We start from the raw sequence: 26,051 nt of genomic DNA on the forward strand, positions 1-26,051 counted from the left end.
TTCGCCGCTCTACTCAGGACCGAAGTCCCTTTCTCGCTCGACTTGCATGTGTTAGGCACGCCGCCAGCGTTCATTCTGAGCCAGGATCAAACTCTCCAGTTTGATTAGGATCCCCATCACCCTCGCTGCACCTAAGCAGTCGAAGTGGTGTGATGGATTTCGTAGTGCAGGTTGTATCGGTGTTGATTTATTTTACGAACACTTTCGACTTTAGCGACGCGGCCCGATACGACCCTGCCGGATCATAGTGTTGCCGCTTCAAATAAAGCCTCGCGCTCGTGTCACATGCGCTTGACGAGAACCTGTCGTTCGTACGCTCACGTCATGTAACTTCAACCCGCCTGCACAGCATAAGCTCTTGACATTGCTTTGCTTGTAAAAACGCTTGCTGTCCGACAAGGCATTGAACATGCCCTGTCTGGATTCCTATGAACTTTTCAAAGAGCGTCGAGAGCTTGACTCGACTTCGCCTCGCGTTTCGCCGTGTTTCTTTCTGGCGCCCCGTCGAGGGATGCGGAACTTACTGTCCGCGTTTGCGACCGTCAAGTTGTTTTTCGAGAATTTTGAAAGTTTTCAACGTTTCGAAAAACCGTTCTGACGTTGCTCGCTGCGGCCCGTGTTGGCGTCGCGTTGAACGGAGGCGGGCACTAAGCCCGGACCTCGTTGGCGTCAAGCCCGATTTCGAAAAAGTCTCGTCATCGTCGGTGGCTGTCGGCCTCTCTCAGCGAGTGGCTCCGAGGAGCAGCACCGCGTCGAGGAGCCGGAACCTAAGGGGTGGTGGCCTTGATGTCAACGTCTTTTTCGGCAAATTTTGAAGAATGCAGACGCGCATAGAAGTTCGGCGTGAGCTCCTGTCATTTCCGACACGGAGAAGGTCGTGGTGGCATGCGTTGTAAGCTCTCAGAGCCAGCGCAGAGGTGCGCAGGTCGGCCGTCGATGGTAGTTAGATCGCCCACGCATCGCATCGGCCATTTCGAAACACAGGTTCTCCTCAGTAAGCAGTGACGGTTATGGCATCTGAACAACTGGATCTTCGGCTCGGACAGCTGGCGCTCGCCCGCGGCGTTCTCGGTCTCAGCGCCCTCATTGAGGCGGCAACACGCGCCGGTGAGCTGGGTCTCTCGCTTGGTGAGGCGCTCCTGTCGTGTGAGAGCATCGCCCCGGACGATCTTCGAGAATTAGAGCGCGATCTCGCACTACTTACAGAGGATCGGTTCGAAGAGGTGCTCGCGCATGGCGACACATTGATCCTGGAGAACCTTGAGTCGCACCGTGTGGCCCACACCCTCGACCTTATGGAAACCCCCGGGCCACACGCATCTTCCCCGAGTGTGAGTTCGTTTGATGATGGGTCCTCTGCAGTGGATGCTCATGCGGGTCGGACTCCGACGTTGACCAACTTCGGGGGGGCAGAGCTGCAACAGGATGGCACGACGGCTTCGCCCCCCGGTAGTGGAGCGCATGCCGAGGCGCGTTATGACTTTGTCGACGAGCTCGGCCGTGGAGGGATGGGACAGATTCTACTCGCCGGGGATCAGCTCCTGGAGCGAGAGATCGCGCTGAAGACGCTTTTGCCGGATACGGACAATCCGAGCGCCCACTCGCGTCTTCTGGCCGAGGCGAGGCTGACCGGGCGGCTGGAACACCCCAGTATTGTGCCGGTCTATGATGTGGGCTGGCTCCATCACGGTTCGCCTTATTACACGATGCGGGTGGTGCGAGAGCGAAGCCTTGCTGCGATTCTCGACGAGCTTCGCGAAGGTTCCGCCTCGAACTACTCGCTAACGCAGCTGGTGGGTATTGTGCGCCAGGTCTGTCTGGCCATTCAGTATGCCCACGACGCAGGGGTGGTGCACCGGGATCTCAAACCGGACAACATCCTGATTGGTAGTTATGGTGAGGTCTTTGTGATCGACTGGGGCATCGCCAAAGTGCTGCGCGGCGATGATCCTCATACCAGCACCCTGCCCCGTGGCACCCTTGTGGGCACCCCGCAGTATATGGCTCCCGAGCAGGCGCAGGGCCATAACGATCAGGTGGATGAACGCACCGACGTCTATGCGCTCGGCGCCATCCTCTACGAGGTTTTGACGCTGGAGGCGGTCTTTGAGTCTCGCACCGTGCTGAGCCTCTTGATCAGCATCATTCAAGACGAGCCGGTCTCGCCATCACGACGCGCGCCTTCCCGCCAGATCCCGCGAACCATCGAGGAGATCGCGCTTAGGGCGCTGGCCAAGGAACCCCACGATCGCTACGAGAGCGCGCAGGCCCTGGCCGACGAGCTCAACCTCTTTCTGGAGGGCGTCAAGGAGCGGGAGCGCCAGCGGGGTCAGGCGCTGCAGCTCGTGAAGGAAGCCCATCAGAGCCGCGCACTCTATCAGGAGGCGCGCCATGACCTGGCGCAGGCGATCCGCCGGCGTGACGAGCTGCGCCGATCCATTCCCTCGTGGGCGTCTCCACAGGAAAAGTCGGCGCTCTGGGAGCTCGAGGCGCGCGTCGACCAGCTCGGGGTTGAAGCGGAGAAGCGTTTCGGCGAGGTCACCCGTCAGCTCAGCCAGAGCCTTGGCTATGCGCCTCTTAATGAGGCCCACGACGCGTTGGCGGAGCTCTACTGGGAGCGTTTTCTGCAGGCTGAGGCCGCCGGTGATCACGCCACGGCAACCTACTTTGAGTCTCTGGTTCGGCAGCACAACACCGGGGCGTTCGACCAGCGTTTGAGTGGCGAGGCGGCCCTGGAGGTGGACACCCTTCCGTCGTCAGCAACCCTGCAACTCTGGCGGGTCAGCGAATCGCAGCGACGGCTGGTCAGCCAGCCTATCGGCTCTCCGGGCCACGCGCCCGAGGCCTTTGAACATCTGCCTCACGGAGCGTATGCGCTGCATGTCAGCGCCGAGGGCTATGCGCCGCTGGAGCTCCCCCTGGCGCTGGATCGCCTGGCCCATGTTCAGGTGCGCGTACCGATGTGGCCACGGGCGTCGGTGCCCGAAGACTTTGTCGTCATCTCCGCCGGGGCTTTTCGAGCCGGGGCTCACGACGCGCTCTCTCTGGAGCAGGAGGTTGTGGAGCTCGACGCGTTCGCGCTTCAACGCACGCCGGTGACCTGCGGGCAGTACGTCGCGTTTCTCAACGCGATCGCCGACGACGACCCCGATCTCGCAAGACGTCACGCCCCCCGGGTACGCGATGACATGCCCTCGTACTTCCCGCTGGAAGACGGTCGCTACGTTGTGCCCCGTCAGGATGCCGACGGCGATGCCTGGGATCCGCAGTGGCCGATCTGCATCATTAATCGCATCGATGCGCTGGCGTATATCGCCTGGCGCAGCGAGATCGATCAGCGCGCCTACAGGCTTCCCTCTTCCATGGAGTGGGAAAAGGCCGCGCGCGGCGTTGATGGGCGCCTCTATCCCTGGGGCCACCACTTCGACGCGTCGTTCTGTCATATGCGCGAGAGCGCCCCGGGGAAGTCGATGCCCAAACCTGTAGGGTCCACACCCACCGATCGCTCCCCTTACGGCGTGCTCGATATGGCAGGCAACATCGCGGAATGGACCTCCACCCCTGCAGACTCTGCGGCCGGCACCTATGTGCTGCGCGGGGGGTCCTTCAACTCCTTTCCGCTGATGTGCCGGCTCGACTGGCACCAGACCAGCCCGGAGCACTACCGCCACGTCCACTACGGCTTCCGAATGGCCCTGGATCTGCGCCGTTAAGCGGGCTCCGCTCCCGCCCACGGGGCTGTAGCAGCCTGCCTGTAACGCTCGCCTGAGCGATCTTTTGCAACCGCCTGGCCGATCTTCTAGCCTCTCGATGTTGATGACGCTGATGACCTCCGGGCCCTGCCCGGCGCGCTTGAGGTTCCCGCCCGAGCGCCGCCTCCGATGGATGTCTTATGAAACGCCTTAGCTCGAACTCTCCCCTTCGTTTCGCTGATCAAACCCGACAGATCCCCGCCCTGGTGCTCGCGCTCCTTCTCGGAGTCGGTGTCACGGCCTGCTCGGAGGATTTCGGCAACTTCGACGATCGGGAGGTCGATACCCCGGACTCTGGAGCCGACTTTGGAGGCGGTGACGGGATCTGTCTCTATGGTGCAAGCGAAGGCTGCTATCTCGGCGAAGACGCCGGTGAGGGCAGCGGCCTCCCGATGAGCGAGCCTGATGGCGAGTTCTACAGCGGCGCCTTTGTCGGACTCGAGAGCTGCCTGCTCGACGAGTATTTTGTCTGGCCGCAACCCGACGTCCTGCAGAGCGCGCTGTTCGGCGAGGATACCCGCGTTGTGTATGTGGCCCCGCCCTCCCTGCTGAGCAGCGACACCACGTCTTCGGGTGGCGGTCGGATCACCGCCGGCGACGGGAGCTCACCGGCGCGGCCGACCTCCTTTGATGCGCTCGCCACCAGCAGCTTCGACGGGCCGACGATCCTCTCGCTTCTGCCCGGCGAGCATACCATCACGTCGGCGTTAAGCTTCGGAGGGCCCACGATCGTCTCAAGCCCCTGCGCCTCGTCGACGAGCCTGGTGTTGCAAGGCACCGGTGCACTTCGCTTTCACGACAGCGAGCTCGCGCTCCTCGCCGGCGTCAGCGTGCGCGGTCACGAGCAGGCCGTCTCAGCGCTGGTGACCTTCGATAACGTCACCACCGCACTGCTCACATCGTCACGCATCGACGGGCAGCACGCCGACATCAGCGCGGTGGAGTTTCGGCAGACCTCGTTCGCGGTGGTCGGGCAATCGATCATCGAGAACGCCAACATCGGTCTGAACATCGATGGCGGTCAGGCGCTCGTACGCCAGAGCCTTCTCGAGGGTAACGCGCGTCACGGCATCAAACTCGCCAGCTCCCAGGGCCCGGCGCAGGAAGGCTTCGCAGCCGGCGCGCTGCTCGAGCACGTCATTGTCGACGGACGCGGCGCTGCCGCGCCGGAGGCCGCGCGAAGCGGAGTGCGCGCCGAAGGCGCGTTGCTCGGTGTGGTCGACTCGGCGATCCGCTCGCACCACGCCCCCACGCTCAGCGCGTTGGCCTTTGGCGTTGATGCCCGCGCCTCATACCTGAAGGTGCGCGGTGCCTCGAACATCAGCGCCAATCAGGGCCCGGGCCTGCTCGCCATCGACAGCCGCGCCTGGATCACGGGCACCACCCGTATCCACGACAACCGCCGGGGTGTTTTTGCCAGACGCACCGACGCGGGCATCGCCGCCTACCTCAACCCGGCGCTCGGAGTGCCGGAGCCTGAAAGTCCCCTCTTCGTGCCCACGCTGGCCTTTGTAGAGAGCCCCGACCTGAGCGGCTCACTCTTCCCCGGCGATATGTTCTTCCCAGGCGATATGTTCTTCCCAGGCGATATGTTCTTCCCCGGCGATATGTTCTTCCCAGGCGATATGTTCTTCCCGACCGAAGACGTGGTCGCGCAGGAGGATCTCTTCCCCGGAGACATGTTCTTCCCCGGAGACATGTTCTTCCCCGGAGACATGTTCTTCCCCGGAGACATGTTCTTCCCCGGAGACATGTTCTTCCCCGGCGGCACCGCCGGCCCCTTCTCGCCAGCCGCCGACTTCCTCGCCGCAGAGGATGCCTGGTCGATGATCGCGCTTACCGGTGAGGTCAGCGTCAGCGGCAACCTGGAGGCCGGCGTGCAGGTCTCGGGCTCTGGCCTTCTGCTCCACCGGACCTTGATCGCCAACACCCGCCCGATGAGTCTCTCACCCTGGGCGATGACCGTCGGACCGGCGCATGGCGTCGTCGTCGATCAGCCCAGCTTCGCCCACCTGGCGCAGGTTACCCTGGTGGACAACGCGGGCATGGGGCTCTTCGCCAGTCGCGTCCCTGCCGAGCCGGCGGAAGCAGAGCCCGGTGCGGGCATTCGCCTGCTCGTCGACGACTCGATCGTCTTGAGCAACCAGTCCGGCGGTATGCGGGCGCTCAATGGCGAACGTCCCGGCGCGGTAACGCTCGCGCGCTCCAGCTTCATCCGAAACGGCGGCGTCGGCGCGCTGCTGCGCGGGCAGCGCGCGTCGATCAGGGGCTCGGAGTTCCTGCTCACCGCCTCCCGTCCTCATATCGAAGGCGAAGACGCCTCCGCCGACGGGCTTCAGCTGATCGACTCGAGCGCACGCATCAACTCCAGTGAGATCCGCCGCAATCAGCGCTTCGGTTGCTACGTCTCCTCCCAGGAGACGCTCTCGCTGGAGAACATGTTCTGGGGCACCGACACCGCCGATGCGCTGGCCATCGACAGCTCCAACACACCCCGACTCGACTCCGTCAACCTGACCGTCGAAATCGCGGAGCTGCCCGAAGGCGCCAAACTCGACGAAGAAGGAGCCGATCTTGAAGCACCGGCCCCGCTCGACCTGCCCTGACCCATCGGCCTGATACATCCGACAAGGAGCCCGGCGTTTTCGACGCCGGGCTCCTTTGTTTTCAGGCCTTCTCGACGTATGATGGAAGGCGAGCCCGTGTTGCTTCGCGAACCCGAAGTTGTAATAAGCTGTAAAGGAGCTTGTGTGAGTCCGGCCAATAACGATGCACCAGGAGCGGTCGTGCAGACCAGTGGCATGCTCCCCCGGGCCGGTCAGGTGTGGGTCTCCATCTACGAAGATCTCCCACAGCCGACGCTTCTGTTGGACATTCCCGACACCGCTCACAGCACCCGATCGTTGGTGGCGCTGAACCGCTCCGCACGGGCGCTTCTCGGCGAGGCACTGAGCTCCATGCTTCTGGGCTCGGAAAGCTCGGAGGCGCGTGACGCCATCTTCACGGCCTTCGATCAGAACCATGCTCGCCCCGGTCAGCCTCCTGCGCCCTTTGCGCTGAGTCATGAGAGCGGCGCTCTATTCCGCGCCCATTTTACCCCCCTTCCGGCCATCGACACGCTGGATGCCCCCTGGCTCTGCCTGATGCATCCGTATCAGCGCGATCAAGATCTGGCGCTCCAGGAGCTCATCAGCGAGCTGAGCGCCCTCCATCACGAACGCTCCGACCTGGACGCGCTGGGCATGGCCGTGGCCGAGCGCCTGCGCGAAGCGCTCAACACCCCGGCGGTCGCGCTGCTGGCTGCCGAAGGAGAGCGTTTCGCGCCACGCTGGCGAAGTGGCGATGCAACCTTGAGCGAACGTCTGGTCCGGCGGCTGCGCAACGCGGAGATCCCGGCCGATCAGCTTCACCACCTGGCGCTTGAGCCCGGCGACGCCCCGGATGTCTGCGTGCTCAATCTCGGCGGACCTCCCGCCCACGGCGTGCTCAGCTGGATTGCCGACATCCCGCCCGACGCGCGCCCGACGACCCTCTCACTTCTGGCGACCGCGCTCGATCTCCTGCTCTCCACGGCCTACATCCGCGAGTCGTACAGTGAGGAGCGCATGCGGCTACGCGCGGTGCTGGAGCACGTGCCCAGCGCGGTGTTGCTCTTTGATACCGAGGGCAAAGTCGTGATGTATAACTCCCGTGCTCAGGCGATGATCGGACATAACCGCTGGAAGCACCTCGGGCCCGCCGATCACCCCTTCACGATCTGCGATATCGATGGCAACGAACTTCCCGAAGAGCGCTGGCCACTTGTGCGAGCGGTCCGCGAGGGGGTTGGCTGTACCAATGAAGAGTATGTGCTGGACTTCGGCGAGGTCCGTCGCAACGTCCTGATGACCATCGCCCCGGTGGTTGATGAGTCCGGGGTCACGCGCCTCTTTCTGGCCTCCGCCACCGACGTCACCGAGCGCAGCGCACGCGACCGGCGCAAAGATGAGTTCCTGTCGGTAGCGAGCCACGAGCTGCGCAGCCCGCTGACCCCGCTCTCCGGCTTCGTGCATCTGGCGCGCCAGCAGGCCGAGATGGGAAAGCGCGTCGATCCGGAAGTGTTGCGCCGCGCCGAATCCCAGGTGCATCGTCTTCGTCGCCTGGTCGACGCCCTGCTCGACATGTCGCGCATTGAGACCGGACGGCTGCGCCTGTTGAAAAAACCCACCTCATTGCGCGCCCTGCTCAAACGCATCGCCGAGCCCTGGCTCAACGGGCACGAAGGCCACCGCATCATTCTGCAAAACGCCGATGAAGCGGTCTACGCGGTCATCGATCCCGACCGCATCGAGCAGGTCATCAGCAACCTGATCGACAACGCGCTCAAGCACGGTCGAAAAGAAGGCAAGGTTCAGGTTCGGCTGCACACCGCCACCGCGCACGCCGTCATCAGCGTGCGCGACGAAGGCGAAGGCATGAGCGAGGAGGAGGTCGAGCAGATCTTTGAGCGCTTTTACTCCGGGGCGGCCTCGCGCACCACCAAAAGCATGGGACTGGGGCTCTACATCTCGCGCCAGATCATCGAAGAGCACGGCGGCTTAATCGAGATCGAGACCGCGCCGGGTTCATCCACCGAGGTGCGCGTGCTGCTGCCGCTGGGGCGCGACGCCGAGTGAGGCATCCGGCCGGTAAGCGTTGCGCGGACCGGGCCGCCTTGCTAAGCATCTCATGTTCGCACATCACCGTATCGAGCGCGCTGCGCGCGCTACTTTCCGCGCGCCGCGCTGGCCACCAAGCCGGGAGACCCTGATATGTCGCAGATTCACGCGGGCTGGAGAGCCTACCACGAGGGCGACTACCGCAAGGCGCTGGAGCATTTTGAGGCTTCCGAGCAGTGGCCCGAGATGGTCAGCGGCCTGGCGCTCTCGGTCCTCTCCATAGGTCAGGGCTCGGACGCCATCCGCCTGGTCGAGCAACAAGCCCGCGAGCATCGTCACATCGAGCTTGAGGTTCTCCTCGGCGATCTGACCGGGCGCACCGGCAAGCGCGCCGACGCCGAGCGCATGTTGCAGGCAGCGGTCAACGCCAACCCCGATCACGCGCTGGCCCTGAGCCTGCTTGGCGAACAGCGCATTCGACAGGGGCGCTGGGACGACGGCACACAAGACTTCATCGCCGCGCTGGCCGGCGCCGACCCGCGCGCCACGCTGCATATGCGCCGGGTGATCCTCGACCTTATCGACGCGGTGGCCGCGCGTCGCATCCCTCAGGCCGAGGCGATGCGCTTTATCAACCGCATCGACTACTCCATCCCCAACAAAGACACCGCGCTCAACCAGTTCTTCGGTTCGGCGCGACGCGCCGTCAACGCCCAGCAGCGCCTGGACGACATGCCCCGCACCGAGCCCTGGAGCTACAGCGACGCGCCGGTATCACCGGCTCCGCCTGCGCGCCGACCTCAATCGTCGCCACCTCCCCGCCGCCACAGTGACCCCCCGTCTCAGCAACGCTCGAGCTCGCGCTCCCGCACCGCGTCGAGCACCATCGACCTCTCCCTGGATGAAGGCACCTCCTCCACGGACGAGGTATCTCGGTCGCCCTCCCCCGCCCAGAAGCGACGCTCCCAGGCCCGCGAGCGTCGCCAGAACATCGCCCGCGATCGCTCCAATCTGATGGACGCCGGCCTCACCAACATGTCGCGTGTGCTCCGCGAGGAACGCAACGCCAACGAAGCGCTCCAGGAGAGCGTGCCGGCGGCCATCCCCCCCTCCTGGCCCTCCGAGATGGAAGAGCCCATCGACACCATCCCGCCTATCGCGCTGCCGACCCGCGCGGTGCTGGGTCGCGGCGAGGCCATTCGCAAGGGCACCTTCCGACTCACCGGCGGCGATATCGGTGTGGAGATCACCCTGGAGCGCTGCATGCACAACATGCTCGCCAGCATCCAGTCCATCGGCGACGTCACCGTCCCCTTCACGCTACAGGCCCTCCGCCAACTCGAGCTCAACCTGCTCGACGACATCTTCGCGCGCATGCCCGAGCTCAGCGCCCTCTACCGCGATGAGACCGCCGTCGACGACCAGCGCCCGCTCGCCGTGGGCAAGTTTCTGGGCGATTGCCTCGCGCAGGCTTTCGGCGCGGTCTGGAACTACGCCCAGCCCCCCCAGGCCTCCACGATGCGGGTGGGACAGGAAGAGATCGATCCCCTGGGGGTCGCCCGCACCATCCTCGACGCCGACCACTTTGATGCGATCGGTTTTGAGTTGCTTGTCCGACAGTCTGAGAAGGGCACCCGCACCAGCACCGCGATGGTCGCCCGTCACTTCTACGTCGACCCGACCCCGGGCCTCGACGGCGAAGCCTTGCACATGAAGCTCGCCGAGATCTGGGTGGCCTACCGCTTCGTGCTCAACGCCATTCAGACCAACGAGATCGCGACCAGTCTTAAAACCCATCTGGTGCACCGCGACGTCATCGTCTTCTCGATCGACAAGGCCTTCGTGCCCGCCTCATTCCTCGCCCAGGTCGGTCCCGGTGCCCTGTCCTCGGAGGGACGCACGTCCCTGGCCTACGTGCGACGCACTGGCGAGTTCTTAGTGCTGGGAAGCGCGCGCCACTTCGCCCGTTTTCTGGAGGTTGCCCCCTTCGAGCTCAGCTCGAACTCGCTGCCAACGCTGCTCCCCTGGCTGCAGCGCCTCTTTCGCCCGGGCTGGCGCCTGGTCGAGAGCGAAGAGGTTGCGCGCCGCGCCATCGAGCGCACCGGGGTGAGCACGATCGCCGCGCCCAACTTCGCGCGTCAGGGAGATCGTGCCCGGGTCCAGGTCAACTTCCTGGAGCGTTCCACCCCGCATGTCATGCGCCTTTATGACAACCCCGACGCCCTCATCCCCTTTGAGATCGAGATTCAGGCGATCGGCTAAGTCCGACGTGCGCTCTTCGACAGGGCGCGGGCTTCAGCCCTCAAGCCAGCTGCGCGTCGCCTCTTCGAGGCGCGCCTGCAGTGAGGCCGGCTTGAGCACCTTCACCTCCGGCAACATCCCGAGCACAAAGGACGTAAACTCCGGGCAGATCGCCAGTTCAAAGCGCACCTTAAGCCTCCCGCCCGCCAGATCCTCATTCTCCTGGGACGCATGCACCCGGTAGCGCCGCAGGTACGTCGCCCAGCTCGGTCCCACCTCAAGCTCCACCTCCTCCACCGGCCCGCTGTAGGCATAGATGCCAAAAGCGTGCTCGAAGTAGGCATCTTCCTCCTCCGGGCTTCCGAGTTCGATCTCCCGCTCGACTTCTTCGAGCAGCGCGGCTTTGAACGCCTCTTCCCGCGCTCGGGCGTAGGCCTTCTTCGCGACGGGATCGATGACCGACTCGCCATCATCGCCGACCTCGCCAGTGCCTCCCTCCGAGATGTAGAGCGCGGAGCGATCCCCCTCAAACTCAAAGGCTTCAAGCTCATCCTGACGCTCCGAGGCCAGCCGATCGACAAAGCGATCCAGGCTCATCGTCTCCGCCTTTAGGATGCCCGCCACATCAAAGAGCTTACGCTTCTTGTCCTGATACGCCTGCATCCAGAGGCGGCCCTGGTACCAGATCAGCCGACGCGGCACGGCCAAATACTGTTTGCTGTCGCCATCCGAGGAGCGCTCATACTCAAAGCTCAGCCCCTTTCTGCCCCGATGAATCGCGTCGAGCACCGTCTCGAGCATCTCCACCAGGCGCTCGCGATGCACCGGCAGCCAGTTGCGCCGCAGTCGCAGCGCCTGGCCCACGCGGCGCAGCCCCTCCTGCTGGTTCTGCGCCAGGGAGTTTCGCTGATCGTGGGCCAGCGCGTCGATGTACTCCCCGTAGGGGGTCTCCCGAAAGATATCCAGCGCCACCCCGCCCAACTCCAGCGCCGCGGCGGTGCCCACCACCGCCTCTTTGGTGGAGATGCCCGGCCACTGCCAGTACTTGATGCGCCCCTCACGTCCCGTCTCCAGCTCGTAGACCTCTTCGAGCAACTTCAGATCTTCGCGCGCCTGGGGGTACTGCACCCCGAAACGATCGCTGACGTCGGCGATCGTCACGCGCTGACCACTCCGCAACCACCCCATAATCTCATGTGAACGACGCGTAGCAGCGAAGGTATTGCGAGCGGACATAACAACTCCTCAAGAGCGCAAACGCGCTAAAACCAGCTCCGACACCGGACCTTCCGGCCGCCGGCGCCACAATTGTCGAGGGCGCCCTGCCCCCTGTCAATCTGCATAGTTTGCGCCCACATACGCCCGCTCCCCCCGGTGCGGCGCCGACACAAAAACGCCCGCCCTCCGCAAAAGCGGAGGGCGGGCGCCGTTTAACCATCAACGCTCATCAACCTTAGAGCGCCACGTCCAGCGCGCTGCGGTCGCCCGACTGAATGCTCTTCAGGATCGCCCGCGCTTCCGGCAGGATCTGGTAGATGAAGAAGCTCGCCGTCTTGACCTTGTTCTCGTAGAAGCGCGCGTCATCATTCTGCTCGATGAGCGCCTTGCGCGCCTCGTCGTCGCCGGAGCTGACGCCCTTCTCGGCCCAGATGGCCTCGAGTTTGGTCTGAGCGATCGAGGCCTGCTTCAGCAGCAGACGCGCCGACTCCACGAGCCCGAACATGCGCAGGTAGGGCGTGGCGTGCAGCAGCGGGTACTCCGGATCTTTCTTGCCGGTGGCGGTGAAACCGAAGGCCGCCTCACCCAGCGCGTTCTTGGCCGCGTCGACCTGTTTGGCCATCTCACCGAGGGTCTCGTCCTCGGTCAGCTCGGCCAGAAACTCGTTGGTGTCCTGCAGCCAGGTCAGGAAGAGACCACCGCTCTTCATGCGCATCTTACGACCCAGCAGGTCAAGCGCCTGAATGCCGTTGGTGCCCTCATAGATCGAGGCGATCTTCACGTCGCGCATCTTCTGCTCGACGCCGTACTCCTTGATGTAGCCGTAGCCGCCGAAGACCTGCATGGCGATCTCGGTCATCTTAAAGCCCATATCCGAGCAGAAGGCTTTGCAGATGGGCGTGAGCAGGTCGAGCATATCCTGCGACTTGGTCTTGACCGCCTCGTCTTCGTTGTACATGGCGTGGTCGCTGAGGAAGGCGGTGTTGATGAGCATCGCGCGCAGCGCCTCACCGTAGGCCTTCATCGTCATCAGGTTACGACGCACATCGGGGTGCTCGATGATCGCCACGCTCTTAGGGCTCTCGCTACGATCGGTGACCTTGGGGCCCTGGGCGCGCTCTTTGGCGTAGGCCAGCGCGCTCTGGTAGGCGGAGTTACCGATCGCCACGCCCTGAAGGCCGGTGACCAGACGCGCCTCGTTCATCATCTGGAACATGTACTGAAGGCCACGGCAACGCTCGCCCACAAGCCAGCCCCGGCACTCGTCGTTGTCGCCAAAGGAGATCGAGCAGGTCGGCGAGGCGTGGATGCCCATCTTCTCTTCAAGACCGGTGACGGCCACGTCGTTGGACTCCCCGATGGAGCCGTCGGCGTTGACGCGCTCGCGCGGCACGATGAAGAGGCTGATGCCTTTGGAGCCTTCCGGGTCGCCGGGCACACGCGCCAGCACCAGGTGAATGATGTTCTCGGTGAGGTTCTGATCGCCGGCCGAAATGAAGATCTTGTTGCCCACGATCTTGTAGAAGTCTTCGCCCTCAACCGGGGTGGCCGTGGTGCTGAGGTCGCCCAACGCCGAGCCCGCCTGCGGCTCGGTCAAGCACATCGTGCCGCCCCACTCCCCGGTGTACATCTTCTCCAGGTAGAGCTCCACGTCCCGCTCGGTGCCATGCACCTCGATGAGGTGGCCGGCCGAGACCGTCAGCCCCGAGAAGAACATAAAGGAGGGGTGCGCCGCGATGAACGCCTCAATCGCCGCCATCCCCACCGACTGCGGCAGACCCTGGCCGCCGTAATCCGGGGTGTGCACCGGCGCAAACCAGCCGCCCTCACAGAACTCTTTGTAGAGAGGCGGGTAGCTCTCCGGCAAAATCACCTTGCCGTCTTCCAGACGCACGCCCTCGGCGTCGGCCTGCTCGTTGGTCGGGGCGAGCTTGCCACCGGCAAACTTCACCGCCTCACCAAGGACCATCTCGAAGAGCTCGCGGCTAAAATCCTGGTAGCGCGGAAGCTTCACCAGGTTCTCGACCTCCAGCTGGTCAAAGAGGACAAACTCCACGTCGCGTCGATCGAAAAGAAACTCGCTCATACTCGGTCTTCCTTATGCTTCGGGGGAGGTTTACGGCCGCGGAGGCCGCAGCGTGAATGAATCCTCATTCATTCTCGCAAATGACGCGAAAAGTTCAAGTCCTACACGTCAATTCCTCCCCGGATGGGATCGCTAGCGCTCCGGCACTCGCCGGAGCGCGAGACGCTCAAGCTACGCTGGCCTCATCAAAGATAAGGCGCAGACCTTCGAGCGTCAGAAAATCGTCCACTTCATCAATGATATCGGTCTCTTCGGCAAAGAAGCTGGCCAGCCCACCGGTGGCGATCACCGGCACGTCGTCGGCGCCAAGCTCGGCCTTCATGCGCGTGACGATCTCACGCACAAGCCCGATGTAGCCGTAGAGCAGCCCGGCCTGAATCGAATGCACGGTGTTTTTGCCGATCACCGAGGGGGCGCGCGCAAGCTCGACCCGCGGGAGCTTGCTGGCGGCGTGAAAGAGCGCCTCACTCGAGATGGTGATCCCCGGGCAGATCGCCCCGCCCAGGTAGGCCCCCTCCGCGCTGATGGCGTCGAACGTGGTGGCGGTGCCAAAATCGACCACGATCAGCGCCTTTTTGTGACGCCGGTAGGCCGCCACGGCGTTGACTACCCGGTCGGCGCCCACCTCGCGGGGATTGTCGTAGGCAATGGGCATGTTGGCCTGAATGTCCGCGCCGACCACGGTGGGATTGCAGGCGAAGTAGTCGCGCACCATCTTCACCAGCATCCGCTCCATCGGGGGTACCACGCAGCTGATGATGGCGTGATGCACCTCGGCCACCGCCAGGCCGCTGAGCTCAAAGAGCTGACGCAAGAAGATGCCGTGCTCATCGCTCGTTCGCCCGTGATGCGTCTGCAGGCGCCAGTGCCTCACGAGCTCCTCGCCGCGGTAGACGCCCAGGACGGTGTTGGTGTTGCCGACATCGATGACCAAAAGCATAGCGCGCTCCTGCCGCGTGCGGGCCGCCGCGCCTTTTTGCGAGCGCGCCCGGGGTTGAAATCGGCGCCAAACTTCCAGATCCCCCCGACCTTGTCCAGCCGGGCCGAAAGCGCGATTGCGGCCCCTACGAAAACCCTTTATTTTGGCCACCCTCGGCGTTCGCTCGCTGCGTCTGAAGAGCAAGCGAGCCATTCGGGGCCGCCGAGCCTTCCCCAACCCGATCGGGCTTCATGATCACCTTCCTTCTTCGAAGACTCTTTACATCGATCTTCGTGATCATCGGCGTGGTGACGCTGGTCTTTTTGATCCTGCGCGCGGTGCCCGGCGATCCGGTCGAGTCGATCCTTGGCGAGCAGTCGCTGGAGGTCGACAAAGAGGCGCTTCGCGAGTGCCTTAACCTCGATAAGTCGCTCGGCGAGCAGTACCTGCTCTTCTGGGGCGATGTGGCCTCGGGCACCCTGGGTGAGCTCTGCGATGAGCGCGGCGTCACGGTGATGGACAGGCTGGTGGCCAACATCCCGGCGACCTTTGAGCTGGCGCTGGCGGCGATGTTTTTTGCGCTGATCTTCTCGCTGCCGCTGGGGATCGCCGCCTCATTGAGGCCCTACTCCTGGGTGGATAACTCGTCTGCGGTCATCGCGCTGCTGGGCATCTCGATCCCCAACTTCTGGCTGGGGCCGATGCTGCTGATCCTCTTCAGCCTCACCCTGCAGATGCTCCCGAACCCGGGCAGTGAGGTCGCCGGGCTGACCGCACTCTTGTTGCCGGCGGTCACCCTGGGCACGGGTTTGAGCGCCAAGCTGATGCGCATGACGCGCTCGGGCATGCTCGAAGTTCTGAACCTGGATTATGTGCGCACCGCGCGCGCCAAAGGTCTCCCGCGCCATCTTGTGATCCTCAAACACGCCCTTCGCAACGCCCTGTTGCCCGTCATCACGATCGTGGGGCTGCAGTTCGGGGCGCTGCTCACCGGCGCGATCATCGTCGAGAAAGTCTTCGCGCGCCCCGGCGTGGGCATGCTCTTGCTCGACGCGATTGAGGCGCGCAACTACCTGATCGTGCAGGGGTGTGTGCTCTTCATCTCGTTCACCTACGTGGTCGTCAACCTCGTGACCGATGTGGTCTACGGCCTCATCGACCCCCGTATCCGCTACGACTGAGCCCCGGCCCATGAACCTTCTGCGACTTCCACAGCTGAGGCTTCCGCGCGCGGGCAACGGCGCCAACCACTTCGGGCCGCTGGCCTACCTGGGCATGGCGATCCTCGCCATGGTGGCGTTTGTGGCGATCTTTGCGCCCTGGCTTGCGCCTTATGAGCTCACGCATATGGACGTGACCCGCCAGCTTCAGGGGCCCTCTGCCGAGCACTGGCTGGGCACCGATGAGAACGGCGCCGATGTGCTCACGCTGCTCATCTACGGCACGCGTGTGGCCGCGGTGGTGGGCATCTCGGTGGTGGGCATCTGCTCGACCGTCGGCGTGATTCTGGGGGCTATCTCCGGCTATTTCGGCGGCTGGATCGACGAGGCGCTGATGCGCCTGACCGAGATCCTGATGTCCTTTCCGGGCATCCTGCTGGCGATCTTGTTGATCTTCATCACCCAGGAGCCCAGCATCCCGGCGGTCATCGGCGCCCTCTCGGTCTCGGGGTGGTCGAGTTATGCACGCCTGGTGCGCGGGCAGGTGCTGGCGGTGCGCGACCAGGATTATGTGGAGGCCGCGCGCGCCTCTGGTCTCCCCACCTGGCGCATTTTGCAGCGTCATGTGGTGCCCAACACCTTCGCGCCGGTCATCATTCAGGCCACCTTCGGGGTGGCTGGCGCCATCCTGGCTGAGGCCTCGTTGAGCTTCCTGGGGCTCGGCCCGCAGGATATGCCCAGCTGGGGCGGGCTGCTCGACCAGGGGGCGAGTTACTTTTTGCTGACGCCGCACCTGGCCTTTGTGCCGGGGCTGGCGATCATGTTCACCGTGCTGGCAGTCAACTTCGTCGGCGACGGGCTGCGCGACGTGCTCGACCCCCGCAAACTCGCCAGCCATTGAGACTCAAAACCACCCGATTCCCCAATAAATTGGAGCACTTATGAGCGACGAAGCGCAGCTGCGCGCCGACGCCGGCCAGATGTTGATCGTGGGCTTTGATGGCCCTCACACCCGCGCCCCGGAGCCCGTGGCGCAGGCGCTACGCGATGGCGAGGTGGGCGGCGTGATCCTCTTTCGCCGCAACGTCGAGAGCATCGAGCAGCTGGTCGCGCTGACCACCGATTTGCACGCGCAGGTCGAGGGCGATCTGCCCCCCTGGGTGGCCGTCGACCAGGAGGGCGGGCGCGTGGTGCGGGTGCGCGAGCCGCTCACCCCCATCCCCCCGATGCGCGCGCTGGGTCGGGCCGCCAATCAGCGCGCGGTGGCGCGCGTGGCCGAGGTGCTCGCCACCGAGATCTCCGTGCTGGGCTTCAACCTCAACTTCGCGCCGGTGCTCGACGTCGACACCAACCCGGACAACCCGGTGATCGGCGATCGCGCCTTCTCCAGCGATCCGGAGCGCGTGGCGCGCGCAGCCGCAGGCCTGATGGTTGGCCACCACACCGCCGGGGTGGTGCCCTGCGGCAAGCATTTCCCCGGCCACGGCGACACCCTCCAGGACAGCCACCACACGCTCCCGCGCCTGATGCACGACGAGAAGCGCCTGCGCGGCGTGGAGCTCTTTCCTTTCATGCGCGCGGTGGGCGCGGGCATCCCCATGATCATGACCGCGCATATCGAGCTGCCGGTCATCGACGCCTTTGCCCCGGCGACCTTCAGCCCGCGCATCCTCCAGGGCATCCTGCGCGAGGAGATGGGCTTTGAAGGCGTGATCATCACCGACTGTCTGGAGATGAAGGCCGTCTCGGAGCGCTACACCATCGAGGAGATGGTGGATCTGGGGCTGGACGCCGGGCTCGATATCTTTCTGATCTGCCACACCGAGGCCAAATGGCGCGCCGCGTTTGAGCGCATCGTACAAAAAGCCAAAGCGGATCCGGAGATTCGCCAGAAGGTGGCTGCCAGCGCCGAGCGTGTGCGCAAGCTCAAGCGCGAGCTTCTGGGGCACTGGCCGCGGCCCTATCAGGCGCCGGCCGACCTGATGGACATCCTGGGCTGTGACGAGCATCGCCAGATCACCGCCCCCTTCTTTGAGGATGGCGAGGTGGCGGGCGTCGATCCCACCGAGCCGGGGGCGTAACGCGCGGGCGATGCGCCGCACCGAGTCTCACTGCAGAAAGGGCGACCTCCGGTTGGAGGCCGCCCTTTCTGGCTCTGCGGGGTGTTGAGGCGCGGAGCAACGTCTGGTGTTGGTGCACAAGGTCTATCGCGAGCGCCGGCGCTCAAGCCCTCGCTCGAAGGCGTCTCGGAGCTGGGAGGTCGCTGCCGCCGGGTCATCGGCCTGACACAACGCGCGAATCACCGCCACCCCGCTCGCGCCGGCTTCTGCCACCTGGCCGGCGTTCTGCACATCGATGCCGCCAATGCCCACCACCGGCAACGCGCCACCGACCTGCCGGCGCACCGCTCGCAAAAGCTCGGGGCCCTGCGGCGCCGAAGCATCGCTTTTGACGGCGCGGGCCTCAAAGATGGCGCCCACGCCCAGGTAATCCGCGCCTTCGGCGACCAGCGCGGCGGCCCGCTCCGGGGTGCCGGCCGACGCGCCCAGGATCAGGCGATCGCCCACCACCCGGCGCGCTGCCGCCACCGGGACATCGTTGGGGCCCAGGTGCACGCCGTGGGCCTCGGCCGCCAGCGCCACGTCCAGGCGATCGTTGATGATGATGAGCGTCTTCGTTTCCCGCGCCGCATCCACCAGCGCGCGCCCGAGCTCAAAGGTCCTTCGGGCGTCGCCCCGCTTATCGCGAAGCTGCAGCACGCCTACACCGGCAGCCATCAGGGCGCGGGCGCGCTCCAGGGCGTCCCCTTTCACAAAGTCCGGATCGAGGATGGCGTACACTCGCCAGTCCACCTCACTGAGCCCGCGCCCTGCTCCACTCACGACGCCGCGCCTTTATCCGACGTATTGGCAAAGGAGGAGCCGCAACCGCCGAAGGCGCCCTGGTCTTTCTGTGCGATCTCTTCGGCCTGCAGATCCGCGCGATAACTCGAACGCACCAGCGGCCCCGACTCGATATGCTTGAACCCCATCTTCTCGCCCTCTTCTTTGAACATCTCGAAGTCTTCGGGCTTCACCCAGCGGCGCACCGGCAAGTGGCGCGCGCTCGGGCGCAGGTACTGCCCCAGGTTGAGAACTTCGACGCCGTGGGCCACGAGATCTTCCATCGTCTCCAGGATCTGCGCGTTGGTCTCACCCAGGCCCAGCATCATGCCGCTCTTGATGAGCGCGGTGCCGTGCTCGCGGGCGTGCTTGAGCACCGCCAGGCTGCGCTCATAGCGCGCCTGAGGGCGAACTTCGCGGTGCAACGCGCCGACCGTCTCGATGTTATGCGAAAAACAGTCGGGGCCGGCGTCCATCACCACATCGACGTTCTCAAGGTCGCCCTTGAAGTCCGGGGTGAGCACCTCCAGCCCAAGGCCGGGGCAAGATTCTTTGATGGCCCGGATGGTGTTGGCCCAGGCCAACGCTCCGCCGTCGGCGAGGTCGTCGCGGTCGACGCTGGTGATGACCACGTAGTTGAGGTTGAGCCCGGCCAGGGTCTCGGCCACGCGGCGCGGCTCGTCTTCATCGACAAGGCCGGGGCGGCCAGTCATCACGTCGCAAAACCCGCAGCTGCGCGTGCAGATGTTGCCCAGGATCATGAACGTCAGTGATTTGCGCGACCAACACTCGGTGATGTTGGGGCACTGCCCCGACTCGCAGATGGTGTTGAGCCCGGCCTTTTTGACCAGCTCCTGCGTCTCAAAAAACTCTTTCTTGAGCGTCAGCCGCTTGCGAATCCAGCGCGGGCGCGGGCCGGCCTCATCGGGCTGAAACTTCAAGTTAGGCCGGGCCGGGCCGGAGTTACGCTCGGATTGGGGCGCTTCGGGCTGGCGGTTGGCCAGGGGCAGCGGGATCTTTTCAGCCATCATCACTCCCTTCGTCGGGGGTCGGGGTGCGCGAAACTCGCGTTCTCACTCGCGCTATAAACAGGTCGCCGGCGAGGAACCTTCCTGCGCCGGCGATGGTGTTGCGGTAGTAGATCAAAGACGGTGACGCATCAAGGCGTGGCGTCTTCGATGGTCAGGTAGTAGGGGCCACGGGCAACCACACCGTTGACCAGCTGCGACTGAATATCGAAGCGGTAGTAATGCCCCTCGACCACATCAAACTCAAAGGTGCGGCGGTTGGTGGGGTTGGGGCCGACGGCCTCGGTGATGATGCCGATCGACGAATACGACGCATCGTACTCACGGATCTCCCAGCCCAGGGCGTGGCGATCGCGGTTGAACTTAAGCTCCGCCTTCACCCGCCCGCTCTGCGGCGCCACCCAGTTAAAGTAGGCGCGGTCGGCACACTGACCAAGGGGCTCAACGAGCGGCAAGATCGAGTTAAGATCTGCAGCCAGCGCCGGGGTGCTGTTGCCTGCATAGCCGTAGTCGGGGCAACGCGCGCCATCCTGATACGCCTCCGTTTCATAGATGTGCAGGAAGTATGGGATCGCCTCGGTGCTCTGTTCGCTGCGCACCACGACAAGGAACTCCGTCGTCGCCGACACGGCACGGCTCATCGCAAGGTCGCGGCCATCATCGCCGGCCTCCGCCGTCTCCAGCACCGTGGTGCCGTCGAGTGCGCGGAGCTCCATGGTCATGGTGGCGCCGGCCTCGTTGTTGAAGACGGCGGCGATCTCGTGGGTGCGACCACCCACCAGTGAGACGCGGTACCAGTCTTCATCTTCGGCGCAGGCGATGGGCTCCATAAAGGCCTGACCACTGGAGTTGAACGCGCCGAAGCGGTGCGCCAGCGTCGCCTCATCGTTACGCTCATAAGGATCAGCACAATAAGGCACCGCAGGCTCGCTGGCGCCGATGCTCGCCCACAGGTCGTAGGCGGTGCGGATGAAGAGCCCGTCGCGCGGCATCACGCGCAGGTAGACGGTCTCAGCCGCTGCGGCGGTGTAGGTCAGTGTCTTGAGGTGCGCGTCGTCGCGCACCGACTCAAGGACGGTGCCCTCGTCGTCGCTCAGCTCCAGGTCGATCTTCCCGAACACATCGTTGAACTCCACCTCGGCGCGCAGCTCCTCGCCAGCGCCGAGTGCGACCTCAAACCAATGCTCAGTCTCTTCGCAGAGGCTCAGCGCGTTGTAAGCCTGGGCCACCAGAGGTTCAGCCTGCTCGCGGGTCAGCCCCACGTTGAGCGGCGAGTCGCAGGTGTCGGCGAACTCCAGCCCGACGTTCAAGGTGTAGTAGTTGCGCCATTCCGAGGTGCCGTTCACCGCGCCATCGCCATCGACGAAGATGCGGTAGTCGCTGCCCTGACCGGAGTTGGTCACGCTGATCGACTCGTTATCTTCAAAGGTGTTGGCGCTGGCGGCGGGAAGGCCCTCATCGCCGCGGAAGACGCGCATCAGAAGGTTGCCCTTCGCGTGCGTGTAGAGAAGATCGACGTTCAGGGTGGCGCCGGCGGGCACAAAGACCTTGTAATGATCGTCGTCATTGGGACCGCCATTGCAGATCAAAAGATCCTCGTAGCTGCCCGCAGCGATCGTCGCGGCCTCCCCGGGGTTGTCATTGTCCTCAAAAGGATCGGGGCAGAGGCGGTCGGCGGGCCCTTCCAGCACACCATTGTCATCGGTGTCGGCGTAGAGCAGCAGATCGTAGTCCATGCGCGAGGGCTCATCGGCGGTGATCTGCGCGTAGTAGGTGCCGCTCACGTTGGCGACGAAGTCGACCTCCGCCCCCTCATTGATGCTCACGGAGCTCGCAAGTGGCGCGCCCTCGCCGGGGGTGGGTGAGGCGGGGCCCCAGATGTTGATGCCCAGCTCACCATCGGCTTTGCGGAAGCGGATGAAGGCCTGCGCGTCGGTGCCGGCATTGAGGTCAAACTCGAACCAGTCGTCGTTGCTATCACAGGTCTTCAGGCGGTTGGTCACGCCGGGGATCGGGGCGACCACGGCGCTGGCGGCGCTGGTGTTGCCCGCGAAGCGGTCATCGGCGCAGGCGCCGGCCGCCTCGAGCTCGACGGTCATCGAGAAGACATTGCCGTCAACGACGTCATTGCGCGTGCGAGCACGGATGAAGACGTAACGCGACTGGCGCGCCGTATAGGCCGCCTGCCGCACATCACCAGAGGCTGCCGAGACCGCCAGGATGCGCTGCGCGTCGCGAAGTTCAAGGTCGATGCGCCCCTTCGACTCGTCGAACATCAGGGTCACGTCGAGCGTCTCACCGGCCTCCACCCAGATCTTGTACCAGCCATCGTGGTACTCCAACGATCCGTTGGGGGCGGTGGGAAGTTGGCCGCACACAAGCAGGCTCTCGTAGGTGCCCGCCTCGATCTCGGCAGCTGCGGCCTGGGTGATGTTTTTGCCAAAGCGGTCCGGGCAGGCCGGGTTCGCATTGCCCACGCCGTTGAGCGTGGTCAGAAGGCGGTAGTTCACGCGGGAGGGGAACTTCTCGACAACTTCCAGATAATAGGTCCCGTCGGCGTCGGCGGTGGTGCTCACCACCTTGCGCTCACCCGTGCCCTCATCGCTGTCGAGCACGGTGCTGCCATCGGGGCCAAGCAGGCGAAGATCAAGCTCGCCCTCCTCGCTGGCGAAGAGGATCTCCCATTCGATGGTGTCGCCCGCGCTCAGGTCGATGCTGTAGAAGTCGCTCTCCAGCTCACAGGCCCGAAGCCCCACAAGGCCGCTCTGCTCCCCGGAGAGGATGCCCTCTTCGGTGAGTTCATAGGCGCTGGCGGTGCTGCTGTTCTCGCCAACCCAGTCCGGCTCACACACCGGACCGTCCTCCACCTCAATATCGAGCTGGTAGGGCACGTTGAGGCCCTGGAAGAGCGAAGCCGAGAGGTAGTAGGTGCCCCCCTGCGTGGCGGTGTAGGTGAGGCCGTCGCGCAGCAGCCCGTCGCCCTGAGGCTCCGCCTCAACGCCGGCTTCCACCAGCACCAGACAGTCACGCGGACCAAAGAGGAAGATGTCGAGCTCGCCCGCCGCCTCGGCCGCGTCGTAGGTCGTGGTCACGGTGAGCGCCTGCTGCGGGAGCAGCTCCACCGCGTAGAAGTCCGGATCGGCGCAGACCACAAGGTTATCGTAGCTACCGGGCGCAATGGGTGAGGCCGCCCCGCAGCTCTGGTTGGGGGAGTAGACGTCGGAGCATTCGTTGGGACGCTGCGTCCACTCGAGCGCGTAGGTGCTGCTGCCCACGCCCGAGAAGGGGCTCACGCGCAGGGTCATCACCTGGGGCTCGCGGGTCACCAGCTCAATGACCTGAGCGTCGGCGCGCTCACGCGCGCTCTCAACGACCTGACCGTCGGCGTCGTAAAGATCAAGCGCCACGCCGCCGCGGCGACGCTCCGAGGTCGCCGCAATGCGCACGACCTGGTTGGCGGCCATCTCCAGCGTATAGAAGTCGGGGGCCTCTCCGCAGGTGCTCAGCGCGCTGTAAGGCGTCGCCGCGGCAAGCGCTGCAGGCTCGGCTTCGGTGGCCGGGTCGAGCTCGTCGCTCGCGCAGGCCTCCGGGGCGCCCACATCAATGGAGAGCTGGTAAGGAGCGTTGGCGTCGAGGATCGCGCCGCGCACCTGAATGAAGTAGGGCGCGCCCTGGGCGATGCCAAACTTCAGGCTTTCCTCACCACCATCGACCCCGGGCGGGTCACCCGAGAGCACCACCAGGTCGCCGTTGGCCTGCACCAGCGCCAGATCCAGGTTGCCGATGCCCTCATCGTACTCAAGCGTCGCGCTCACGACCTGGCCGCTCTCGACCTGGATCTCGAACCAGTCGCCGCCGGTGTTCTCGCGGCAGAAGAAAAGATCGTCGTCACCGCCACGCTCAAAGGGAAGCGCGCCGGCCTCAACCTCATAGGCGTCCTGAAGGCTATGGTTGTTGCCCAGACCATCGTCGGGGCAGCTCGGCGGACGGTTCACACAGAGCCCGACGGTGGGGTCTTCGGCCTCGTCGGTGGTCGCGCCCAGCGTGAAGTCGCAGAGCTGGGAGGCGGCGCACTCATTGTCGCTCACGCAGCCGCGGCAGGTGCGGGGCTGGCCGGCGCAGACCTGTCCGACGACGTTGCACTGATCGACCGACTCACAGACCGGCACGCAGACCAGATCTTCGCACAAGAATTGCTGCTCGGAGCCCGGGATCGCGCAGTCGGAGCTGGTGCGGCAGCCGGCCACACAGACCGAGCCCTGCTCCAGCGAGCAGACCTCATTGTCGCGGCAGTCGGCGTTGGCGCGGCAGCCCTCCCGACACACGCCGGGCTCCCCGTCGCCGGGGGTCTCACAGATCTCATTGCCGCGGCAGTCGCCGTCGTTCTGGCAGGGCGGACGCTCCACGCACTCCCCGAGCACGGTATTGCAGATGTAGTCTTTGCCGTCGTCCTGCTGCTGGCCGAAGGCCTGGCACTGGGTGTTGTTGGTGCAGCTCCCGGTGAAGACGCAGCGCGAGGGCTGCTGCGAATCATCGCAGCGCTGAATGTCGGGCTGGCACGAGGTCGGAGTGCAGCCGGCGTCTTCGCAAAGGCGAGTGCGCTCGTTGCAGACCTGCCCCTCGCCACACTCGTCGCGGCTCGGCTCACAGCCGGCGCGGCAGAGGCCCTCATCGCAGACCGCGCCCGCCCCGCAGCTCTCGCTGCTCTCGCAGGCTGCCGGCGCGCACACGCCCTCCTGACAGAACTCATCGAACGCGCAGTCGAAGTCCGTCGCGCAGCTGAGCGTCTCGGCGGTACACACGCCCTGGTCGTTGCAACGCTCACCATCGGAGCAATCCGCAAGCGAGGTGCAAGCCTCGGCCTGATTTTCATCGTCGGGGCCGCAGCCCGAAACCAGCATCGCCACCAGGGCAAACGCCAGCAACTGGAGTGCGCTAAACCTGTACATAGGACTTCCTCGTTCGTGGATGAACTCGCCCGTCAGGAGGGGGGACGGGGGGTGGGACGGCGGCAAGGCTAGAGAGTTTTGCCTTACAAAGCAACGATCTAGGCGTCGTCGCGCTCGCCAGGGGGAACCTGTTCGACACGCAGAGGGGGCGCGATCAGGCTGGCGATAAAACAGGTAGGACAGGTCAAAACAAGGGGCGCGCTGCGGACACGATCATCGACTCATGGCAGCCGCCGAATGCGGCGCGGCGCCGACCTGAGCGGGCGCCGCGCCGTCGTTCATTCGCGCTCAGGAGGAGGCTTCATCCTGGGCGTCGGCCAGGCGCAGCAGCATCTCGTCTTCGCTCATCATCTGCGAATTGGCGTTGCCCCAGATATTGTTGACAGCCACGAGCTCGCCGCGGCCCAACTTCTCGGTGAGGTAGACCGCGTAGAAGTCTCCGCCATCGTCGGTGGCCATCCCCGGGATGCGGTCCAGGGGCTTGCCGGAGACCGGGCAGAAGAGCTCGCAGGGTTTTCCAACCTCAAAAGGCTCGCTGGAGATCTTACTTGAGTCGCCATAAAAGGGGCTCAAGATCACGTCTTCTTCAAGATCACCCTGTTTGACGCGAATCTTCACGCCCGGCTCACCGCTGAAGCGGGGGCCGTCGTGAGCGATGATATCTTCACCGGTCGGACCGAAGGCTCGCGTGACCACGACCAGAAACCCTCGGGTCGAGAGGTCGTCGAGGCGAGTGTCGGTGGGGTTCTCGCGGTTAAACGGGTTCGTTCGCTGGTTGTCGGACATCGCGACGGCTCCCTTGTGGCAGTGAAACCGGACCATTCCGGCCCGTTTCTCCTACCGCAAAGAAAAAGGCCTGACAAGGACTTGGCCTCATCGCCGGACCAGGCGTCGGCCCGGGCTTCAGTCGGACGTCCTCCCGGGGGCGATGACTTGGTGAGGCGGCATGCGTGTTTTAGATTGTCCCCCACTCCCAGCTCCGATAGGCCTTCGGCGCCAACGCGAAGCGCCTTAAGCCCCGGGCCGACCTTCTCCCTGCTGTCGCACTGCAACGCTCGTCGAAACGCCATACTTCACGAGCTGACCTTCACCGCGCTTCGTCCCATCAACACCCGTTGACGTGCTCGCCAGGCCTGACGCAGACCTTCTCTTCATGTTGCCCGGGCGCCGTACGTTTTC

The 26,051-nt window shown here is 64.6% G+C and carries 14 protein-coding genes and 1 rRNA gene; 7 read left to right on the forward strand and 8 right to left on the reverse strand.

What is annotated here, in order from left to right:
- Nucleotides 1-102, reverse strand: a 16S ribosomal RNA gene (locus FRC96_RS05295); the annotation flags it as partial.
- A 908-nt stretch (nt 103-1,010) separates the two neighbouring features.
- Here FRC96_RS05295 and FRC96_RS05300 point away from each other — a divergent pair.
- The 4 genes from FRC96_RS05300 (at nt 1,011) to FRC96_RS05315 (ending at nt 10,651) form a co-directional block, all read left to right on the forward strand.
- Nucleotides 1,011-3,713: a bifunctional serine/threonine-protein kinase/formylglycine-generating enzyme family protein gene (locus FRC96_RS05300; protein WP_146973467.1), complete on the forward strand. Its 2,703-nt coding sequence runs from the start codon at nt 1,011-1,013 to the stop codon at nt 3,711-3,713.
- Nucleotides 3,714-3,892: 179 nt separating this feature from the next.
- A complete protein-coding gene (locus tag FRC96_RS05305; protein WP_146973468.1) occupies nt 3,893-6,358 on the forward strand; it encodes a hypothetical protein in 2,466 nt (821 codons plus the stop codon).
- 144 nt (nt 6,359-6,502) lie between these two features.
- Complete coding sequence (locus FRC96_RS05310; RefSeq protein ID WP_230469903.1) at nt 6,503-8,407, forward strand: PAS domain-containing sensor histidine kinase; 1,905 nt, start codon at nt 6,503-6,505, stop codon at nt 8,405-8,407.
- 135 nt (nt 8,408-8,542) lie between these two features.
- Nucleotides 8,543-10,651 (forward strand): tetratricopeptide repeat protein, encoded by a 2,109-nt coding sequence (locus FRC96_RS05315; protein WP_146973470.1) that lies wholly within the window; start codon nt 8,543-8,545, stop codon nt 10,649-10,651.
- Between the two features lie 33 nt (nt 10,652-10,684).
- On the opposite strand, the gene FRC96_RS05320 is transcribed toward FRC96_RS05315, so the two are convergent.
- The 3 genes from FRC96_RS05320 to FRC96_RS05330 form a co-directional block, all read right to left on the reverse strand.
- Nucleotides 10,685-11,866: a helix-turn-helix transcriptional regulator gene (locus FRC96_RS05320; protein WP_146973471.1), complete on the reverse strand. Its 1,182-nt coding sequence runs from the start codon at nt 11,864-11,866 to the stop codon at nt 10,685-10,687.
- 217 nt (nt 11,867-12,083) lie between these two features.
- Nucleotides 12,084-13,934, reverse strand: a complete 1,851-nt coding sequence (locus FRC96_RS05325; protein WP_146973472.1) for an acyl-CoA dehydrogenase — start codon at nt 13,932-13,934, stop codon at nt 12,084-12,086.
- A 166-nt stretch (nt 13,935-14,100) separates the two neighbouring features.
- Complete coding sequence (locus FRC96_RS05330) at nt 14,101-14,874, reverse strand: type III pantothenate kinase (RefSeq protein ID WP_146973473.1); 774 nt, start codon at nt 14,872-14,874, stop codon at nt 14,101-14,103.
- A 230-nt stretch (nt 14,875-15,104) separates the two neighbouring features.
- On the opposite strand from FRC96_RS05330, the gene FRC96_RS05335 reads away from it, so the two are divergent.
- From FRC96_RS05335 to nagZ, 3 genes are read left to right on the forward strand one after another with little or no spacing between them, the layout of a single operon-like run.
- Entirely contained in the window at nt 15,105-16,034 is a 930-nt protein-coding gene (locus tag FRC96_RS05335) for an ABC transporter permease (protein ID WP_146973474.1), read from the forward strand.
- Nucleotides 16,035-16,044: 10 nt separating this feature from the next.
- The gene (locus FRC96_RS05340; RefSeq protein ID WP_146973475.1) at nt 16,045-16,914 is read left to right on the forward strand and encodes an ABC transporter permease; all 870 of its coding nucleotides are present in this window, start codon (nt 16,045-16,047) and stop codon (nt 16,912-16,914) included.
- Nucleotides 16,915-16,954: 40 nt separating this feature from the next.
- Nucleotides 16,955-18,094, forward strand: a complete 1,140-nt coding sequence (nagZ, locus tag FRC96_RS05345) for a beta-N-acetylhexosaminidase (protein ID WP_146973476.1) — start codon at nt 16,955-16,957, stop codon at nt 18,092-18,094.
- 123 nt (nt 18,095-18,217) lie between these two features.
- Here the strand turns inward: nagZ and thiE are convergent, their stop codons facing one another.
- The 4 genes from thiE to FRC96_RS05365 all read right to left on the reverse strand — a co-directional run bounded on the left by thiE (nt 18,218) and on the right by FRC96_RS05365 (nt 25,658).
- Complete coding sequence (gene thiE, locus FRC96_RS05350; RefSeq protein WP_146973477.1) at nt 18,218-18,895, reverse strand: thiamine phosphate synthase; 678 nt, start codon at nt 18,893-18,895, stop codon at nt 18,218-18,220.
- Nucleotides 18,892-19,923, reverse strand: a complete 1,032-nt coding sequence (lipA, locus tag FRC96_RS05355; RefSeq protein WP_146973478.1) for a lipoyl synthase — start codon at nt 19,921-19,923, stop codon at nt 18,892-18,894. The genes thiE and lipA overlap by 4 nt, the downstream gene beginning before the upstream one ends.
- 131 nt (nt 19,924-20,054) lie before the next feature.
- On the reverse strand, nt 20,055-24,872 hold the full coding sequence (locus tag FRC96_RS05360) for a pre-peptidase C-terminal domain-containing protein (protein ID WP_146973479.1): 4,818 nt from the start codon (nt 24,870-24,872) through the stop codon (nt 20,055-20,057).
- Nucleotides 24,873-25,160: 288 nt separating this feature from the next.
- Nucleotides 25,161-25,658, reverse strand: coding sequence for a hypothetical protein (locus FRC96_RS05365; RefSeq protein ID WP_146973480.1), 498 nt, complete (start codon nt 25,656-25,658; stop codon nt 25,161-25,163).
- Nucleotides 25,659-26,051 lie beyond the last annotated feature (393 nt).

The sequence above is a fragment of the Lujinxingia vulgaris genome, from assembly GCF_007997005.1.
In the GTDB taxonomy this organism is placed as follows: Bacteria; Myxococcota_A; Bradymonadia; order Bradymonadales; family Bradymonadaceae; genus Lujinxingia.

What these genes read in the sequence shown, in the direction of transcription:
- FRC96_RS05300 (WP_146973467.1), top strand. Translation starts at nt 1,011, where the DNA reads ATGGCATCTGAACAACTGGATCTTCGGCTCGGACAGCTGGCGCTCGCC.
- FRC96_RS05305 (WP_146973468.1), top strand. Translation starts at nt 3,893, where the DNA reads ATGAAACGCCTTAGCTCGAACTCTCCCCTTCGTTTCGCTGATCAAACC.
- FRC96_RS05315 (WP_146973470.1), top strand. Translation starts at nt 8,543, where the DNA reads ATGTCGCAGATTCACGCGGGCTGGAGAGCCTACCACGAGGGCGACTAC.
- FRC96_RS05320 (WP_146973471.1), bottom strand. Translation starts at nt 11,866, where the DNA reads ATGTCCGCTCGCAATACCTTCGCTGCTACGCGTCGTTCACATGAGATT.
- FRC96_RS05325 (WP_146973472.1), bottom strand. Translation starts at nt 13,934, where the DNA reads ATGAGCGAGTTTCTTTTCGATCGACGCGACGTGGAGTTTGTCCTCTTT.
- FRC96_RS05330 (WP_146973473.1), bottom strand. Translation starts at nt 14,874, where the DNA reads ATGCTTTTGGTCATCGATGTCGGCAACACCAACACCGTCCTGGGCGTC.
- FRC96_RS05335 (WP_146973474.1), top strand. Translation starts at nt 15,105, where the DNA reads ATGATCACCTTCCTTCTTCGAAGACTCTTTACATCGATCTTCGTGATC.
- FRC96_RS05340 (WP_146973475.1), top strand. Translation starts at nt 16,045, where the DNA reads ATGAACCTTCTGCGACTTCCACAGCTGAGGCTTCCGCGCGCGGGCAAC.
- nagZ (WP_146973476.1), top strand. Translation starts at nt 16,955, where the DNA reads ATGAGCGACGAAGCGCAGCTGCGCGCCGACGCCGGCCAGATGTTGATC.
- lipA (WP_146973478.1), bottom strand. Translation starts at nt 19,923, where the DNA reads ATGGCTGAAAAGATCCCGCTGCCCCTGGCCAACCGCCAGCCCGAAGCG.
- FRC96_RS05360 (WP_146973479.1), bottom strand. Translation starts at nt 24,872, where the DNA reads ATGTACAGGTTTAGCGCACTCCAGTTGCTGGCGTTTGCCCTGGTGGCG.
- FRC96_RS05365 (WP_146973480.1), bottom strand. Translation starts at nt 25,658, where the DNA reads ATGTCCGACAACCAGCGAACGAACCCGTTTAACCGCGAGAACCCCACC.